At 67.9% G+C, this 16331-nt stretch carries 17 protein-coding genes; 7 read left to right on the forward strand and 10 right to left on the reverse strand.

Going from position 1 to position 16331, the window contains the following annotated elements; all coding sequences use genetic code 11:
• Positions 1-76: 76 nt before the first annotated feature.
• The 3 genes from atpB to IPG05_06235 are packed head-to-tail and all read right to left on the reverse strand — an operon-like array spanning position 77 to position 1519.
• Entirely contained in the window at positions 77-943 is an 867-nt protein-coding gene (gene atpB, locus IPG05_06225; GenBank protein MBK6494682.1) for a F0F1 ATP synthase subunit A, read from the reverse strand.
• Positions 940-1242 carry an ATP synthase subunit I gene (locus tag IPG05_06230; protein MBK6494683.1) on the reverse strand — a complete coding sequence of 101 codons (303 nt, stop codon included), beginning with the start codon at positions 1240-1242 and terminating at the stop codon, positions 940-942. The genes atpB and IPG05_06230 overlap by 4 nt, the downstream gene beginning before the upstream one ends.
• Before the next feature lie 34 nt (positions 1243-1276).
• Positions 1277-1519 carry an AtpZ/AtpI family protein gene (locus IPG05_06235; GenBank protein ID MBK6494684.1) on the reverse strand — a complete coding sequence of 81 codons (243 nt, stop codon included), beginning with the start codon at positions 1517-1519 and terminating at the stop codon, positions 1277-1279.
• Positions 1520-1702: 183 nt separating this feature from the next.
• Between IPG05_06235 and IPG05_06240 the strand changes: the two genes are divergently transcribed.
• From IPG05_06240 to IPG05_06250, 3 genes are all read left to right on the forward strand, one after another.
• Positions 1703-2713: an AAA family ATPase gene (locus tag IPG05_06240; protein MBK6494685.1), complete on the forward strand. Its 1011-nt coding sequence runs from the start codon at positions 1703-1705 to the stop codon at positions 2711-2713.
• 202 nt (positions 2714-2915) lie between these two features.
• Positions 2916-3251: a helix-turn-helix transcriptional regulator gene (locus IPG05_06245; GenBank protein MBK6494686.1), complete on the forward strand. Its 336-nt coding sequence runs from the start codon at positions 2916-2918 to the stop codon at positions 3249-3251.
• Positions 3244-4566 carry a type II toxin-antitoxin system HipA family toxin gene (locus IPG05_06250; protein ID MBK6494687.1) on the forward strand — a complete coding sequence of 441 codons (1323 nt, stop codon included), beginning with the start codon at positions 3244-3246 and terminating at the stop codon, positions 4564-4566. Before IPG05_06245 ends, IPG05_06250 begins: the two co-directional genes overlap by 8 nt.
• A gap of 99 nt (positions 4567-4665) precedes the next feature.
• Here IPG05_06250 and IPG05_06255 read toward each other — a convergent pair whose 3' ends face one another.
• The 7 genes from IPG05_06255 to IPG05_06285 all read right to left on the reverse strand — a co-directional run bounded on the left by IPG05_06255 (position 4666) and on the right by IPG05_06285 (position 10738).
• A complete protein-coding gene (locus IPG05_06255) occupies positions 4666-5340 on the reverse strand; it encodes a DUF4386 domain-containing protein (GenBank protein MBK6494688.1) in 675 nt (224 codons plus the stop codon).
• Complete coding sequence (locus tag IPG05_06260; GenBank protein MBK6494689.1) at positions 5337-5729, reverse strand: hypothetical protein; 393 nt, start codon at positions 5727-5729, stop codon at positions 5337-5339. The genes IPG05_06255 and IPG05_06260 overlap by 4 nt, the downstream gene beginning before the upstream one ends.
• Before the next feature lie 82 nt (positions 5730-5811).
• A complete protein-coding gene (locus tag IPG05_06265) occupies positions 5812-7737 on the reverse strand; it encodes an acyltransferase family protein (GenBank protein MBK6494690.1) in 1926 nt (641 codons plus the stop codon).
• A 92-nt stretch (positions 7738-7829) separates the two neighbouring features.
• Positions 7830-8504 (reverse strand): ABC-2 transporter permease, encoded by a 675-nt coding sequence (locus tag IPG05_06270; protein MBK6494691.1) that lies wholly within the window; start codon positions 8502-8504, stop codon positions 7830-7832.
• Positions 8501-9397 carry an ABC transporter ATP-binding protein gene (locus IPG05_06275; GenBank protein ID MBK6494692.1) on the reverse strand — a complete coding sequence of 299 codons (897 nt, stop codon included), beginning with the start codon at positions 9395-9397 and terminating at the stop codon, positions 8501-8503. Before IPG05_06275 ends, IPG05_06270 begins: the two co-directional genes overlap by 4 nt.
• Positions 9394-9783 carry a GntR family transcriptional regulator gene (locus IPG05_06280; GenBank protein MBK6494693.1) on the reverse strand — a complete coding sequence of 130 codons (390 nt, stop codon included), beginning with the start codon at positions 9781-9783 and terminating at the stop codon, positions 9394-9396. Before IPG05_06280 ends, IPG05_06275 begins: the two co-directional genes overlap by 4 nt.
• A gap of 31 nt (positions 9784-9814) precedes the next feature.
• Positions 9815-10738 carry a LysR family transcriptional regulator gene (locus IPG05_06285; protein MBK6494694.1) on the reverse strand — a complete coding sequence of 308 codons (924 nt, stop codon included), beginning with the start codon at positions 10736-10738 and terminating at the stop codon, positions 9815-9817.
• Positions 10739-10835: 97 nt separating this feature from the next.
• Between IPG05_06285 and IPG05_06290 the strand changes: the two genes are divergently transcribed.
• Genes IPG05_06290 through IPG05_06305 form a run of 4 tightly spaced genes read left to right on the forward strand, consistent with a single transcriptional unit; the run spans position 10836 to position 16330 of the window.
• On the forward strand, positions 10836-11717 hold the full coding sequence (locus tag IPG05_06290; protein MBK6494695.1) for an ABC transporter ATP-binding protein: 882 nt from the start codon (positions 10836-10838) through the stop codon (positions 11715-11717).
• On the forward strand, positions 11708-13807 hold the full coding sequence (locus tag IPG05_06295) for a hypothetical protein (protein MBK6494696.1): 2100 nt from the start codon (positions 11708-11710) through the stop codon (positions 13805-13807). Before IPG05_06290 ends, IPG05_06295 begins: the two co-directional genes overlap by 10 nt.
• Positions 13749-15242: a hypothetical protein gene (locus IPG05_06300; protein ID MBK6494697.1), complete on the forward strand. Its 1494-nt coding sequence runs from the start codon at positions 13749-13751 to the stop codon at positions 15240-15242. The genes IPG05_06295 and IPG05_06300 overlap by 59 nt, the downstream gene beginning before the upstream one ends.
• Positions 15239-16330: an alanine racemase gene (locus IPG05_06305; GenBank protein ID MBK6494698.1), complete on the forward strand. Its 1092-nt coding sequence runs from the start codon at positions 15239-15241 to the stop codon at positions 16328-16330. Before IPG05_06300 ends, IPG05_06305 begins: the two co-directional genes overlap by 4 nt.
• Position 16331 lies beyond the last annotated feature (1 nt).

Here is a 16331-nt window from a genome sequence, read left to right on the forward strand (position 1 = left end):
CCGCTGCGCGGACTTCGCTCAGGATGACACCACTCCCGAGACTTACGACCTACGACTTACGACCTACGACCGCTTTCTAGTGCTCGTGCTGCATCATCCCGATAAACACCGCGCTCAACAGCGCAAAGACATACGCCTGCAGCAGCGCCACGATCAGCTCGAGGAACATGATGCCGACGACCACCGCGCCAGTGATCAGCGCGATGCCGCCGCTGCCGATCAGGCCGAGGCCGCTGAACATGAAGACGATGCCGAAGAGCGAGAGCAGGACGAAGTGGCCGGCGACCATGTTGCCGAAGAGTCGGACGGCGAGCGCAAAGGGCTTGACCAGCTTCGAGAGGACTTCGATCGGCGCCATGCCGATCGACATCGCGACGGCGCCGGCGCCGTGGAGCCCCTCGACGTGCGGGAAGATCGTGCCCATGTAGCCCTTGAAGCCGAGCTTGAACATCCCGCCGATCTCGATGGCCAGCAGCACGATGAACGCCAGCGCGCCGGTCATCGCGAGATTGCCGGTCGGCGAGGAGCCGAACGGAATCAGGCCAAGGAAGTTCGAGACGAGGATCAGGAAGAAGAGCGTCATGATGAAGGGCGCCCAGCGGCGGCCCTCTTCTTCGCCGATGTTGGCGATGGCGATCTCGTTCCGCACGTAGAGGACGACCATCTCCATCATCCCGGCGAAGCCCTTCGGCGGGACACCGGCCTTGCGCGCCTTCTCGACGCCGTTGGCGGTGGTCCACATCAGCGCCACGACGATGATCGCGGCCAGCACGAGGAAGACGACGTGGCGCGTCGGCGAGAGGTCGATGGCCATGCTGCCGATGTGCACCGGCTCCCAGCGCGGGAGATGAATGATGTACCCGCCGAAGTCCAGTTCATGGGCGTCGGCCGTGTGGTGGAACATCATCTCGGCAATGCTGAACCCTTCGCTCTCGCCACTCATGATCGCAGCCGTGTCTCCAGATACAGAAGCGGGAGGATCACTCCCAGATATCCCAGGGCGGTGGGCAGCACCGGAAAGCGTTCCGGGTCGCGCATCACCAGCACCGCAATGATCAGCACACCGAGCATCCGCAGCACCACGCCGATGCCATACACCATCAACTGGTCCACCGTCGGCTCGCGCCCGGTCCGCTTGACCAACCGGACCGCCAGCAGCGAGAGCAGCGTCGCCACGAGGCCGGCCGTGGCCGCACCCGTCGCCCCTGCCCTCCCACTTGCCAGCCACGCCGCCAAGCTCACCACGGCGGTCGCGACCGCGCCGACCAGCGCTCGGCTACCCAGCGGGTGGCTCCTTGGGCCCCTTCCCGCCGCGCAACTTGGCGAAGAGCCAGACCCCGACCCAGGCCGTCCCGCCGATGGTGCCGACGAGGGTCGCAAGCGGCATCGTGCCGAGGCGTCGATCGAGCCAGACGCCGCCCAACGCGGAGAGGGTCACGACCACCGCGAAGGTGATCCCGTGGGAGACGTAGACCCACCCCTCTCCCATGGCTCGATTGCCCGAATCACGGGGTTTCACGGGCGGGAAGGTATGGGCTTGTGAAATATTTCGCAAGCGAAAACGACCCCCGCGAAACCCCATCCGCAGGGGGGGCGTACCGAGGTCGGCAAGGGATGATCGATGATCGATCATCGATGATCGATCATCGGGCTTCTGGCCCCCCTATCTTCCCCCCTCACCAAACCTCCTTCCGGACCTCCGATGACCGCTCCGACCGCCCCAGACGACCTCACCCAGCTCCGGCGGCTCGCCGAGGGTGTCACTGCCCTCCGGACCCAGGTTGCCGAGCGGGTGGTCGGGCAAACCGAGGCAGTGGACGGGGTCCTGACCGCCATTCTGGGCGGGGGGCATGCCCTGCTGGTGGGTGTCCCGGGGCTGGCCAAGACGCTGCTGGTCTCGACCGTGGCCGAGGCGCTGAACCTCTCCTTCAACCGGGTGCAGTTCACCCCGGACCTGATGCCGGGCGACATCACCGGGACTGAGCTGGTCGAGGAGGATCCGGCGACTGGCAAGCGGCACTTCCGCTTCGTCCCGGGGCCGATCTTCGCCCAGGTGGTCCTGGCCGACGAGATCAACCGGACGCCGCCGAAGACCCAGGCCGCCCTGCTCCAGGCGATGCAGGAGCGGACGGTGACCGTCGCCGGGCAGACCTACCCGCTCCCCGCGCCGTTCTTTGTCCTGGCCACGCAGAATCCGATCGAGCAGGAGGGGACCTACCCCCTCCCCGAGGCGCAGCTCGACCGCTTCATGCTCGAGCTCCGGCTCGGCTATCCGTCGCGCAGCGAGGAGGAGACGATCGTGGCGCAGACCACCGGCTCACGGATGCCGACGGTCAAGCCGGTCTTCGACGGTGCCGAGCTCTCGGCGATGCAGTCGCTGGTGCGGCGGATTCCGGTGAGCCAGTCGCTGATTTCGGCTGCGGTGCTGCTGGCGCGGATGACGCGGCCGAACGAGGCCGAGGCGCCGCCGCTGGTGCGCGAGTATGTCGAGTGGGGTGCCGGGCCGCGTGCGTCGCAGTACCTGGTGCTCGGCGCCAAGGCGCGCGCCGCGATGGATGGCCGGCCGCAGGCGGACTTGGACGACGTGAAGAGCGTGGCGTTGGCGGTGCTCCGGCACCGGGTGATGACGAACTTCGCGGCCGAGGCAGCGGACCGGACCAGCGAGGATGTGGTGGCGGAGTTGGTGAGTGGGGGGAGTTGGTTGCCGAGGTAGAAGTAGGATAGTAGTAGGTTTGTAAGAGTCATAAATGTCGCAATAAGCTAATTTGTGCCAACAATCTGACTGGAAAGTCGGATTGTTGGCTATTTGTATTGCATTCTTTCACTCATGCCAGTATTATCTGCATTATACGACGTCTTTAAGCACTATGATGCAATAAAGCGTCACAAAAGCTGGTTTACATGGAGCATCAGCCATGCACCCACACACCCCATCCGCCACCACCGACGAGATCCTCCGCGAGGCCGGCGAGCGCCTCAAGCGCTACCGGCTCCAGCAGAATCGCACCGTCGCCGAAGTCGCGAGCGAGGCCGGCGTCGCCATCCGCACGGTCGAGCGCGCCGAATCAGGGGCGAACCCCACCTTCGAGACCGTCGTGAGGATCCTCCGTGCCCTGGGCCGCGTCGACGCGCTGGACGCCTTCCTCCCGGCACCACTCGTCTCGCCCCTGCAGCTCGCGTCGATGGCCGGCCGCGAGCGGCAACGCGCCGGCCGACCACGCCGCCGGAGCAGCGGACCCACCAGTGACTGACGTTCCGCAGCGCGCGCCGCGGCGCCGTCCGGCGACGGAGTACACCGTCGCGAGCGTGCACCTCTGGGGGCAGCACGTTGGCGCGGTCGCCGAGGACCGCCTCGGCGCGGTCACCTTCGAGTACAGCGAGCCATTCCGACGCTCGGGGCTTGAGATCTCCCCCATCCACCTCCCCCTCACCCAGAGCGGGCCCGTCGCCTTTCCCGAGCTGCAGCGCGTCGAGGCCTTCGCCGGACTGCCGGGTGTGCTCGCCGATTCCCTTCCCGATGCGTTCGGCAACGCGGTCATCAAGCGCTACTTCGAGCAGCGCGGCACGCCCGCCGCGGCGCTGAGTCCGGTACAGCGACTGCTCTATATCGGCAGGCGCGCGATGGGCGCACTCGAGTTCACGCCGCCGCTCGATCGGCAGGCGAGTCGCGAAGCGGAAGAAGCGCTCTCGGTGGCGCAGCTCGTCGCCGAGGCACGGCGCGTGATCGAGGGTGACCCGGCTGTGGCCGTCCCGGAGATGATGCGTGTCGGCGCGAGTGCCGGCGGTGCGCGCGCCAAGGCGCTGATCCAGTGGAACCGCGCGCTCGGTCGGGTGAAGTCGGCCTTTGCGCCTGCAGCCGCCGGTGACGAGCAGTGGCTGATCAAGTTCGACGGCGTCTCCGCCGGCCAGGGCGGCCACGCGCTCGACAAGGCGTTCGCGCCGGGACCGTTCGGCCGCATCGAGTACGCCTACGCGCAGATGGCACGCGCCGCGGGCATCGAGATGGCGGAGTGCCACCTGCTGCACGAGCGCGACTTCGCCCACTTCATGACACAGCGGTTCGATCGCGACGGGAGCGAGCGCATCCACCTGCACTCCCTCGGCGGCCTCCTTCACGCCGACTACAACATCCGGCAGCTGGTCTCCTACGAAGACTACTTCCGCACCATCCGCACCCTCGGCATGGGCCAGCCCGCGATCGACCAGGCGTTCCGGCGCATGGTGTTCAACCTTGCCGCACGCAATCAGGACGATCACGTCAAGAACATCGCCTTCCTGATGGGACCCGACGGCCGCTGGCGCCTCGCCCCCGCCTTCGACGTGACCTGGGCCTACGGCAGCAACTGGACGCTCACCCACCAGATGACCGTCGGCGGCAAGGACGACGACTTCACCCGCGACGACCTGCTCGCGGTGGGGCGTGCCTTCGATGTCCCGCATGACGGCGCCGAGATCCTCGGTGAGGTCGATGCCGCGCTGACGACGTGGGAGCCGGAGGCGAAGGTGACGGGGTTAAGTGCCGAGCAGATCGGAGCGATCAGTTCGACTTTTCGGCGATTCGTGTAGCGCGGCTCGGGTGGAAGATCTCAGACGCGTCACCATGCGACGCGCTGCCGATGAACGCAGGCCCGCTCCCCGACCGGTGGGCGACGAGGGCAATCGAGGTCACGCCGCCCGCGTCCTTCCCGCTCCCCGCACCGCCATCCACAACGCGGCGCCCATCTCACCCAGCCCTGCCGGCTTCCGGATCCAGCGAACAATCGCCATTTCCGGATAGCCGGGGAGCAGCATCGTCGCCACGAAGTGCGTGACATAGCCGACGCCGCCCACCATCAGCACCACGCCGAGCGCCTTCGGGAGAAACCCCGAGCGATAGACCAGGTAGCCGAACGGCAAGAGCCACAGCCCCCAGAAGATCTGCGCCATCAACTGGCCGTTCTGGTAGGTCGAGAGCTCCGCCGACACCCCTGCCGCCATCACCTCGGGGGTGAGCGACGCATTGCCGATCAACGTGAGAATGTCCAGCAGGTGCACCTGGTTCAGGAACGCAATCGGTGCGCTGACCGCCGCCAGTGCCACCATCGCGACCGCGGCTCGTGGACTCACGTGGTGCAGCACGCGGTAGAGCTCCAGCGGGAGCAGCAGGAACGCGGTGTAACAGACGTAGCCGGAGACGATCCCCAGCCGCCAGAGGTATTCGTTCGCCACCAGATTCTGCACCGTGCGCGTCGGGTCACCGTCGACGAGGAGCCGCGAGGGGACGATGCCGAGGGTGAACAACCCGGTCACAACAACCACAAGATAGATCAGCCCGGCACTGCGCGTCGAGGTGCGGCTCATGCGGCACGCCTCGGCCACGTCCACGCCATCCAGACGATGCTCACGGTAAGCGCCACCTCGATGACTCCGAGCAGAAGGTAGAAGCGCCACGCGCCCGGCATCGTGAGCAGCATGCTCGCGGTGAACAACACCCCCGCCACGATGTTCAGCCACCGGCTCACCCGCGGCGCCAGCACCAGCGAGAGCACGACCATCAGCGACGGCATCGCCATCATCGTCGCGGTGCCCAGGAGCACCTGCTGGGTCACCGCGCCGAGGGGACCCATTCGGCCGTCGAGCAGCTGCTGGATCTTTCCGGGCACGTACAAGCCGAAGTAATCGCCGTAGAGGTAACAGAGGGTGACGCTGACCCAGAGCATCGACAACAGCAGCGGCCTCGGCAGCGGCATACGTTCCAGCGGGTGAACGTGTTCAGCGTCGTGCACGGTGATGCTCCCGGCGAAGGTGCTGGTGCAATGTAGTCCTCGCTCCCTACGGCCGACGAAACCGCCCCCGATCGATTGCCACATTGAATTCGACCTTGTCGATCTGCAGACGCACCGGCGCAGGCGATCCCTCCACCATGATCTCCATCACGTATGGCACCTGAATTCCCTGCACGACGCGATAGTCACCGCTCGTGATGCTCATCGACGCGTCGCGCCCCATGACCGGCCGGCGCTGCATTCGCAACACCTCCAGATAGCTCCGCGCGTCCAGGTGCACCGTGGCCGTGCGGCCATTCGGCCAACGCACGTTCACGGCATGCACCGGGATGGCGGTGCCACGCACCTGGACCACTCTCGGTCCGGCGTAGGTCACCACGATTCCCTTCGCCGCGGCACCGATCAACGGCCCGTCGAAGTCGGTCTCTTCGAGAAAGTCCGCCAGCTCCGCGGCCGGCACGTCCGTCGCCTTGCCGTCGCGTGAGGCGAAGGGGTCGATGCGCCACGGCTTCGCCCCGTCGGTCGCGGTGATCTGCACCGCCCCCGCCACGGTCGCGTCCTTGCGGAGCAGGTTCGGACGCATCGCCTCGCTCACGACCGGGATCGCCTCGGGCAGGATCCCGGTCACCTTCATCGCAACGCGACGATTCTGGATCTTGTCGAGCGGGCCACTCGCCGCTGCATAGCGCGCCAGCAAAGTGGGCAGCGGCATCGCGGCCGGTGGAGCAGGCGCCTGCGCACCGAGCGCCGCAGGCATCAGAAGAAGCAGGGCAAGTGCACGCATCAGAGTTGTTCCAGTGTTGGAGGGAGTTGGCCAGGCACGCGGATGGCGACGGCCGTTGAGAAGTGCGCCGACGAAGGTCGAACGCACCAACCAGTGATAGGAGAGGAGCAGGAGCAGGATCGTCGTCCCGAGGAGCAGCACAAACTTCACCGGCCAGGGGAGCCGCCAGTCGCGCATCAGGAGCTGCAATCCGAGCAGCAGCGGGAGGTGGGCCAGGTAGATCCAGTACGAGGCATCGGCGAGGTAGCGGCGCGTGGGCGACAGCGCCGGCAGGAAGTGCAAGCCAAGGCCGATGAGCCCGCAGGTCCAACTCCACACTCCCAGGGCGTAGAGCGCGGCGAAGTACAGCTTCTGCGCCCCGAATGCCGCCGGCATAAGACGCGGCGTCAGGCCCCCCATTGCCAGGCACGCCGCCGTGGCGGCAATGGCCATCACCAGGGAGAGCGCCCACCACCGCTCAATGCGCTGCAGCAACAGCTCGGCCTGACGATGCATCACCCAGCCGAGGCCGAAGGCGAGTCCGTAGCTCAGCAGCGCGGCGCGGTTCGGCAGCAGACCGGTGTCCGGCGTCGGAATCCCGAACCACCCCATCCAGTACGGCGTGTCGTAGAGCCACCACGTCACCGGGAGGGCCAGCACCACGGGCGTCCACGGCCCGATCAGGAGTCGCATGCTGGCATCCGCCATGGTGCGCAGGCGCCCTGCGCGGTCAAGCAGCACGACGACGCCGCGCACGAGGAGCGCGCCGGAATACAACCAGAGGAGTAGATAGAGGAACCAGAGGTGCGCGAGTGGGAAGGTCGCGACCGTGAGTCTCCCTTCAATGGCCGAGCTGCCCGGCACCGACACCTGCAGCACGGCATCGATGACACCGAGCACGATCGGCCAGGCCAGCACCAGCGGCACCCCGATGCGCAGCGCGCGCTGACGCAGGAAGCCGGCGGTCCCGAGCCGCTCACGGACCACGCGACCGAAGAATCCGGCCAGCACGAAGAAGAGCGTCATCCGCGCCATGTGGATCGTGAAGAACGCCACCGACAACGTGGTGCTGCGCGTGGCATCCGCCACCAGCCAAAGCTGGGGACCGGGCAGGAAGGCCATCGAGGCGTGGAGCACCACGCCCGCGACGAGGGCGAATCCGCGCACGGCATCGAGGCCATGCCACCGTGCGGGAGCTGCGTGAGTCACGATTCCACTCCACGTCCATACGATGCGGTCCCCCGAGCCCCTGCCGGGAACGACAGGGGTGAGGCAACCCGCTGGCCGACAGTCGGCCTAGATCAGAGGAAGTCTTTGCGGCGCGATTGCCATTGCCAGGTGGCAACGAGGACCAGCGCCACGACGCCAAGTTCGACGGCGGCGATCGTGCGCAGACTCGGTACCCACGCGACGGTGGGCCCGGAGATGGTGGCGGCGACATCCGCCAGCCGCAGCGACCAATAGATGTACGCCTGCAACCCAAGGTTGATCGTCGCCATGACGGCAATGGTCCACGCTTCGGAGTCCGTGACGATCGCCGTGGCCAGCGTGACGATGTAGCCGCACAGGACGTACAGGAGCAGGGCGATGGTGAACGGCAGCACGCCGTCGGGCACCGACTCACGCAGGAGGATCACGGCGGTGGCGCCCGCGCCGAGCATGAGCCAGGGCGTGAGGAAGAGGAGCAGGTTGGCGGCGAGTTTGGCCGCGGTGTACTCGCGCACCCCGATCGGCAACGACATCACGAACGGCAGCATCCCCTGCGTGCGCTCCTGCACCACGGTCAGGAAGGTCAGAAAGATCCCGATGCTGATCACGACCGTGAGCAGCAGCACCGCGCCGAGATAGAAGACGCCCTGGCTCGATGAGAGCAACATGCCGAGACTCAGAAGTCCGAGCGCCAGCCCGGCGGCGATCGGGCCGCGCTGGAAGTACCAGTCCTTGCGGACCAGGTGGCCAATCATCGTGGTATTCACGCCGCGACCTCCTCACGGCGTGCCATCACCGTGGTCACGAAGATTTCCTCGAGGGTGAGGCGCTCCACCCCCTGCACCGTCGCCCCGCCCGCCGCACACGCCTGGAGCATCGCCTCGTCGTAATGATCCGTCACGAGCGTGGCGACATGTCCATGCATGGCCGTCTGCACGATGTGCGGCAACACGGGCACCACTCCCGGCACCGCGAGCTCCAGGCGCAGGCGACGCCACCGATCGAGATACGCGGCCGTGTCGTCGGCATCGATGATCCGCCCCCGATCGATGAAGTTCACGCGGTCGGCGATCTGCTCCACATCCAGCGTGTTCTGGCTCGAGAAGAGCACCGAGCGCCCCGCGTCCCGGACCACATCGGTCAATGCGCCGATCACTTCCTGCCGCGCCACCGGATCGAGGCCCGTGGTCGGCTCATCGAGGACAAGCAGCGTCGGCCGCCGAGCAAGCGCGAGCAGCAGCGCGGCCTTGATCCGCTGACCATGGGACATCCCCTTGATGCGCTGCTCCGGGCGAAGATCGAAGCGGCGCACGAGCGCGGCGGCGTACGCACCGTCCCACGCGCCGAAGACCTGCGCCACAAAGTCCATGTGCCACTGCAGTGTCGCCCGCGGAAAGAGGCGCGTGTCCTCGGACACATAGCCGATGTCCTGCTTGGCACGCGCGGTGGCCTCCGGGATGCGGTGGCCAAGCACCTCGATCTCGCCGGAATCGGCGGTGACCAGCCCCATGATGATGCGAATGGTCGTCGACTTCCCGGCGCCGTTGGCGCCGATGAATCCCGTGATGCTGCCCGTCGGCACCTCGAGGGCGACGTCGCGCAGGGAGAACGGGGGATAGTGCTTGCACACTCCCCGGAGCCGGATGGCATGGTCGGTCATGAGCAATCCTCGGCGCGGCGAATCGCCTCAGCGAGACGTGCGCGCAACGCCTCGATGGGGAGTTGGTGGCGGACGGCGAGGTCGGCCAGCGTCTCGAGCAGCGGCTGGAGCTGTGCCTCGAAGAGCCGATCCTGCAGGTCGGGCACTTCAGCCACGACCGACCCGATCCCGTGGCGCGTCACGATCACCCCTTCGCGCTCGAGCTCGAAATAGGCGCGCTTGACGGTGATGACGGAGACGCGCAGCTCGGCGGACAGCTCCCGGATGGACGGGAGCCCAAAGCCGGCGGGCCAATCGCCCAGCGCGATGCGCTGGCGGACCTGCTCGATGATCTGCAGGTAGATCGGCCGGGGATCGGCCTTGGCGAGGTTCAAGCCACTGTGCATAGTGATATACTCAGTATACACAGTGGATTTGTCAAGTGGGGGTCGTTGGTGGGCCCTCCCGCCACGGCACTCGAGTGAACGCGCGCCGCAAGGCCGCAATGAAGGCGGTCACCCTCGCCGATCGCCCCGCCCGACTCGCGACCAGCGCCATCACGTCGGCACTGGGTGGTGGCGTCTCCGGGAGGACGCGCATCAGGCGACCCGCCGCGAGGTCCTCCGCGACCGACCACTCCGAGCGGACCACGACGCCGAGCCCGGCGACCGCCCAGTCGCGCGCGACCTCACCATCGTTGGTGGCCAGCGCCGGCTCGATGCGGACCGTCTGCGTCCGCTCCGCCGACGCGAAGCGCCAGAGCGTGGTGTCTTCGTCGTTCTCGCGAATGGCGATGCAGGGCCATCCCGTCAGCTCCCCTGGCGACGCCGGGAGCCCACGCGTGGCGAGCAGCGACGGCGCAGCACAGCAGATCCGATCGTTCGGCGCGATCCGATGGGCCACCAGCGATGAATCGCGCAGCTCGCCGATATGCACGGCGATGTCCCAGTTCCCATCGGAAATCGTCCCCTGCCGGTCGGAGAGGTGCAGCTCGACCTGCACCGCGGGGTGGGTCGCGGCGAACGCCGATACCAGCGGGGCGATGTACACCCGTCCGAAGCCGAGCGGCGCCACGAGGCGGAGCCGCCCGGTGACCGCGCCACGCCGCGCCTGGATCTGGTCGGTCAAGCTCCCCAGCGCCGCGACGATTGACCCACCCCCGTCCGCGAGGAGGAGGCCTTCCTCCGTCAGCGCCAAGGTGCGGCCGGTCCGGTGCACCAGCCGCACGCCGACCCGCCGCTCAAGTTCCTGGAGCCGCTGGGTCACGGCGGGCGGCGAGACGCCGAGGGAGCGAGCCGCCGCGGCAAGCGAGGGGGAAGTCGCGACGGCGGCGAAGAAATCGAGGTCGGCGGAGGTGAGCATTAATACCAACTTAATGCACAATGGCGATTCATTCGATTGCGGCGTCAGTTGCACAATGTGACATTGTGCAGAGTGAAACACCAACGGAGAAGCCGCCATGCTCGAAATCCATGACCTGACCCGGACCTACGCCAACGGCGTTGCCGCCCTGCAGGGCGTCACCGTCTCGATCCCCCGTGGACTCTTCGGCCTCCTCGGTCCAAACGGCGCCGGGAAGTCGACCCTGATGCGCACCCTCGCGACCCTGCAACTCCCCGATCGCGGCAGTGTCCGCTTCGACGGCCGCGACATCTTCGCGGATCAGGTCAGTCACCGCCGACGCCTCGGGTACCTGCCGCAGGATTTCGGGGTGCACCCCGGCGTTTCCGCGCTGGCACTGCTCGATCACCTCGCCGTGCTCAAGGGGATCGGGCCCGCCGCCGCACGCAAAGAGGAAGTCGCGGCGCAACTGGTGCGCACCAACCTCTGGGAGCATCGGCGCCGCGCCGTGAGCGGCTTCTCGGGTGGCATGCGCCAACGCTTCGGCATTGCGCAGGCGCTGCTTGGCTCGCCGGCACTGGTCGTCGTGGATGAACCAACGGCCGGTCTCGACCCCGAGGAGCGCGACCGCTTCCACGCCCTCCTCGGCGAGATCGGCGAGGAAGTGGTGGTGCTCCTCTCGACGCACATCGTCGAAGATGTGCGCCAGCTCTGTCCGCGCCTCGCGGTGCTGCATGCTGGGCGCATCGTGCGCGAGGGCACGCCCGGGGCACTCGTCGCCGAGCTGGCGGGGCGCGTCTGGAGCGCACCCGCCACGCGCGACGAAGTGCGAAGCCTGGCGAGCACCACCACCGTCCTCTCCTCGCAGTGGCAGGCGGGCCGTCGCCACGTGCGCGTGCTCGCCGACGCGCCGCCGACGCCCGCCTTCTCCGCCGCCGAACCCGAACTCGCCGATGCCTACTTCGCGGCGCTCGATCGGGGAGTTGCCCCGTGGAGCTGATCGCCCCGACCCTCAGCTTCGAACTCCGTCGGCTGGTACGGCACCCGGCCTTCGCCGCATCCCTGCTCCTGCTTGGCGGCAGCGCGCTAACGCTGATCGTGACCGGCTTCGGCCCGCGCACGGTGCTCCTCACCGCGCCCTACCTCCAGGCGCAGTCGCTCGGAATGCTGACGCTCGTGGCGATCTTCGTGCTCACCTTCTTCGTGACGCATGCCGCCCTCGGGGATTCCGAGAGCAAGATGCAGGAGCTGCTCTTCGCCACGCCGCTGACACGCGGCGCCTGGTTCGCCGGCCGGTGCACCGCGGTGATCCTCGCGGGATTCGCCGCCATGATCGTTGCCGCGATCGTGCTGGTGGTCGCACCATCGTTCGTGGCAGTCGATCCGGCACGTGTCGGCCCGATGGCATTCGGTGGCGCACTCTGGGCGCTGCTCATCATCGTGTTGCCGAACCTGATCCTCATCGGCGCGATCCTCTTTACGGCCGCCGCACTCTCGGGCAGCTCCACCGTCACCGCCGTCGCGGGGATCGGGATCTGGGCGCTCTTCTGGGTCACCGCGCTGCTCGTCGATTCGCCACTCCTCGCCGGCACCGCACCGCCCTCCGCCGAGGCGTTGGCGCGCGCGGCAGTGCTCGACCCGTTCGGGCTCTCTGCATTCTTCGAGCAGACCCGCTACTGGACCCCGGAGGAGCGCAACACCCGCCTGATGAGCCTGAGTGGTCGACTCCTGGTGAACCGCGTGCTCTGGCTCACCATTGCAGCCGGGATGTTGATCGTGGCGGCACGGCAGATGGCGCCGCGCACTCGGGCCGCTCGACGTGTGATCCGGCCCGCACGGCACGAGACCGCACCGACGTTGCCGAGCGACGCCACGCACGCGATCAGCGCCCTCGGGGCCTGGGCGACCTGGCGTCGGCTGACCAGGCATGAACTGCGCACGGCGCTACGCAGTTGGGCCTTCGTCGTCCTGGTGCTCTTCTGGATGATGGCCGCCGGCATCGAGATCGTCTCCGAGGTCACCTCCGGCGAATACGGCGCGCGACTCCTCCCGACCACCGCCGTCGTCGTCGATCGCTTGCTCCAACCGCTCGGCATGCTCGGCATGATCGTCCTGCTCTACTTCGCCGGCGACATCGTCTGGCGCGATCGGGTGAGCGGAATGCACGCCCTCACCGATGCGACACCCGCCCCGGCGCTCGCGCGCCTCGGCAGTCAGCTCACCGCCCTCCTGGCGCTTCCGGTGGTACTGCTGGTCACCGGCCTCGGTGTCGGCCTCGGGATTCAAGTCGCGCTCGGCCACGTCGAATGGCGCCCGCTGGTCCTGCTCGGCACCGCGTGGCATGCCGGCCTGCCACTCCTGCTCTTCGGGGTCGGCGTCTTCACGCTGCAGGTGATCATTCCCAATCGCTGGGTCGCGATGATGGCCGGGATCGTCCTGGCCCTGGCTGGTTCGGGCGAGTTGCCCGGAGTGCGCCACCCGCTGCTCCGCTTCGCCGCCTTCCCGCTCGCGGGCTACTCGGACTTCGATGGCTTCGGCGTATCGCCGCAATCCTTCCTGGCTTTTGCGGCGTGGTGGATGAGCATCGCGATGCTGCTCCTTGTCGCAGCGTGGGCCCTGCGTCATCATGGCCACGATCTGAGCTTCCGTCGCCGACTCCGCGGCGCCACGGCCGCACTCGGTCGACCGGGATTCGCGTTCGGTACGGTCGCGCTGCTGTGCGCCACGGTCAGCGGGGTGCAGCTCGCGAACGCACTGGCACGCACCACGCGCTTCGCGGATCGCGCGGCCGTGCTCGCCTCGCGCGCCGGCTATGAACGGCGCTATCGGCATTTCCATGGGCGCGCGCAACCCGCCGCCACCGCACTGATGCTCCGCGTGGTCCTCACCCCGGGCGAAGCCCGTGCCGAGACCCGAGGCACGCTCACCCTGGTGAATCAGAGCATGGCGCCCATCGACACCATCCTCCTCAACCTCCCGCGCGATATTCGCGACGCGTCCTTTCACCCTCTCGGGCAATCACACCGTCAGCGTGGACTCGGTGCATCAGGTGGCGTTGGTCGTGCTGCAAACCGCGATGCGCCCGGGTGACTCATTGCAGCTCGACTTCGCACATACACTCGATCGTGGCGGCGTCTACGCGTCCGTGCCGCCGCGCGATGTCACGCGGAATGGCACTGTGCTGCTGCATCCGCAGCTCGTCCCGGCCGTGGGGTACCGCCCCCAGCAGGAGATCGTGGATCCGAGGGAGCGAGCACAGGTGGGGCTCACCATCACACCGACCCCGTGGCCCAGGGCCGATCAGGCACATGCTCTCGCGAGCGATCCGAGCTGGCTCATGATGGATGTGACCATCGGCACGGACCCGGATCAGGTCGCGCTGGCCGTCGGCGACCTTGCCGCCGCGTGGGACAGCGCAGGCCGGCGCTGGTTCCGCTACTCGACGCCGCAACCGGTCACCCCGCTGACCGCCGTCATCTCGGCCCGCTACGCGAAGCATGTCGCTCAGGCGCATGGCACCACGGTTGAGGTTTGGCACCTGCCGGAGCACGCCGTCAACGTCGATCAGGTCGCCCAGGCGGCGCTCACCTCGATTGCCACACTCTCGGCGCGACTCGGTCCGATGCCCGATGCGCTGCTCCGCATCGTGGAGTTGCCGCGCTGGTCGGGCTTCGGGGCCTTTGCGCTCCGCGGCATGGTGCTCTTTCCGGAGCATCGCGGCTTCCTGCTCGACGAGCGTGCCGGTGGCGTCGACCTGCTGCTGCGGCGTGTGGCGCACGAGGTCGCGCATCAATGGTGGGGGCACAGCGTCGAGCCACCGCAGGCCGAGGGGAGCCTGCTGCTGGTGGAATCGCTGGCGAAGGATGCCGAACAGGCCGTGGTGCAATCGGTCCACGGCGCGGCCGGTGTGGATGCCATCCTTGCCTATGACGAGGATCGTTACCTCGTCGGGCGTGCCGATGCCGGGGGCGATGAACCTGCGCTCGAGCGGCTGACCGACGAGCCCTGGCTCTACTACGGCAAGGGAAGCCTCATGATGCACGCAGTGCGTGCTGCAGTGGGTGACTCGAGCGTTGATGCCGCGTTGCGGTCGGTCATCGCGAGGCATCGTGGCTCGGGTGGGGTGGCCACGGCGCCGGTGCTGCGGAGTGCCCTGCTTGCGCATGCCCGGGCGGCCACCGATTCCGCGGCCATCGTGGAGTGGTTCGGCGGACGAGCGGTCTGGGACGTGGTGGTCGACGCGATCACCGCTGCGCCCCCAGGGTATCTGGTGACGGTACGCGCGACACGGCAGGGCGATGCGACCCTCCCGATGGAGGCCGCGGGCGCTTCGGCGCTGATAACCATGGCGGGGTTCGATGCGGCGGGAAGCGTCCAGTGGCGGGGCACGGTCGCGGTGCGTGATGGTGTGGGCAGGGTTACACTCCCCGCGTTGCCGGGCGTGGTACAGCTGGTACTCGACCCAGAACGACGCCTGCTCGATCGTGACCGTGCCAACAATCGCAAGGAGTTGCCTCCCCCGTGACCGACTTCTCCGCCGTGGCCACGCCCGCCCTGGTGATCGACCTCGCGCAGGTGGATCGCAACTGTGCCCGCGTGGCGGCGTATGCGGCGGACCACGGCCTGACGTGGCGGCCGCATGTGAAGACCCACAAGTCGGCTCAGGTGGCCGCGCGCCAGCTTGCAGCGGGTGCGGTCGGCCTCTCGTGCGCCACCCCGCGTGAGGCCGAGGTGATGGCCACAGTCTGCAGTGACCTCTTGCTGGCCTATCCGCCCGTGGGCACCGAGCGGCTCCGGCGCACCGTCGCAGTGGCAGCGCAGGTCCGGCTCACCGTCATGCTCGATTCTCTCGAGTCAGCCACGGCGTTGTCCGAGGCACTTGCGGCGCCGGGTGCCTCCGCGCGCGTGCTGATCGAGGTAGACGCCGGGATGCGGCGCACCGGGGTGGTGGGCGTTGAGCCGGCGGTGGAGTTGGCGCGCGCCGTCGCTGCGTTTCCTGGCCTCACCTTTGCCGGCTTTGGATTCTATCCGGGCCAGCTCCGGAGTGCGGGACCGGAGGTGGATGCCGAGTTGGTGCGGCTCTCAGTGATGGTGGCTGCATTGCGGGCCGGTGCCGAAGCGTCGGGATTGGTGGTGCACACCATCTCGGCGGGTTCGACGCCGCTGCTCTGGCGGTCGCACGAGATCGCGGGCTTGACCGAGCTGCGTGCGGGAACGGCGGTCTACTTCGACCGCACTTCGGTGGTGGGTGGCATCTGTGGGCCGGCAGACTGCGCGGCAACCATTCTCGCGACGGTCGTGAGCACGGCGGTCCCTGGGCAGGCGGTGGTCGACGCGGGGGTCAAGGCACTGGGCCGCGAGCCGATGCGTGGGGGTGATGCGGACGGATATGCATGTGTCACTGACCATCCCGAGGTCCCCGTGGTGCGACTCTCGGAGGAGCACGGCGTGCTCGACCTGTCGCACACTGAATGGCGGCCCCGGGTCGGCGAGCAGGTGCGGCTGCTGCCGAATCATGCCTGCGTGGCGGTGCACAACTTCGGCGAGATGACGCTCGTGCATCCCGATGGCCGAGTCGAGACCTGCGCTGTGGAGGCACGGGGGCGGGGGTGAG

This window comes from Gemmatimonadota bacterium (assembly GCA_016704275.1).
Lineage (GTDB): Bacteria > Gemmatimonadota > Gemmatimonadetes > Gemmatimonadales > GWC2-71-9 > Palsa-1233.